The sequence below is a fragment of the Bradyrhizobium sp. AS23.2 genome (assembly GCF_001908185.1).
Taxonomy (GTDB): domain Bacteria; phylum Pseudomonadota; class Alphaproteobacteria; order Rhizobiales; family Xanthobacteraceae; genus Bradyrhizobium.
The window spans coordinates 1-1,254 of sequence record NZ_LGHM01000393.1; the positions used below are offsets into that span (position 1 = coordinate 1).

Here is a 1,254-nt window from a genome sequence, read left to right on the forward strand (position 1 = left end):
TAGCAGATGAGGTCGGCTTGGGGTCTTGGTTGTGTGCAAACGGGTAGGTCGGCATGCGGCCGTGGTCGCCAATCATTGCAGGCGGCCGATGTTCTCGCGTCGGATCGTCCAATGACCGGCCAAAGTGGGTATCGCGACGCGGTTTTGCGCTTTTGGACGCACTTTCCGGCCTTCAGGCGGCGCGGATGGCTGCAATCAGGCTCGGCTTGCCGACGATGTTTATCACCCGTGTGAGGTTATAGGCGAGAACATGCAGCGCCATCTCGGCGGCGACATTCCGTAGGCGCTTCATCAGGAAGTGGGTCGCACCCATACGGGCCTTGATCGTGCCGAAGGGATGCTCGACCGTCTCGCGCCGCGTCCGCATGGCGTCGGGATTGGAATCGAGCCGTCTCTGGACCTCCTCGACCACATGCTCATGCTCCCAGCGCGTGATGCGGCGCTCCTTGGACGGCGTACATTGGCTCTTGATAGCGCAGCCTTGGCACGCCGCTGTCGACCAGTAACGGCGCAGCGTCATTCCATGCTCGATGTTGGTGTAGTGATAGGGCAGCAGCTGACCGGATGGGCAGCGGTAGACATCCTCATCAGGCAGGTAGGCGAAGTCCTGTTTGCCGAACCGGCCCTCCGCCTTGGCGTTCGACGTCATGGGCTTGGGCAAGGTGACTGCAACACCAGCCTCTTCGCAGGCCAATATCTCCTCTCCGTCGAAGTAGCCACGGTCGGCGACCGCCTCGAGTTTGTCCACTTCGAGCACTTCTTTGGCTTGCTTCGACATCCGAGCAAGCTGCCCCCGGTCGTTGCCTACGTTTATGACCTCGTGCGTAACAATCAGATGGTGTTCGGTGTCCACCGCGACCTGGACATTGTAGCCGACGACACCCGATCCGCGTCCGCTGGTGGCCATCGAACGAGCGTCCGGATCGGTGAGCGATATCTGTTGATCCGGCGTGTTGCGCATCTGCGCATCAAGCACTTCCAGGCGGCTCATCTCCTGCTTCAGCCGAGCGATCTTTTCCTTGATCCTCGTCGTCTTGATGCTGATCGCTTCCGATGGCTCCTGCCGATCGGCGCTATCGAGTTGACGCAGATATCGACCGACGCTTTCCTCGATCTGCGCCATCCGCCTCGCCATCTTGGCACGCGTGAAGTTGCGGTCGCGGTTGTTCACCGCCTTGAACTTGCTGCCGTCGATTGCGACGCTTGGGGTCTGCAACAGGCCCATTTGCCGGCATAGTGCAATGAACTTTGCAC

General features: G+C 60.4%; 1 protein-coding gene. It reads right to left on the minus strand.

Annotated features, from left to right (window positions below; translation table 11 throughout):
* Positions 1 to 172: 172 nt before the first annotated feature.
* The coding region (locus tag AC630_RS42450; RefSeq protein WP_074124405.1) for an IS1182 family transposase at positions 173 to 1,254 on the minus strand (1,082 nt) is incomplete at its 5' end.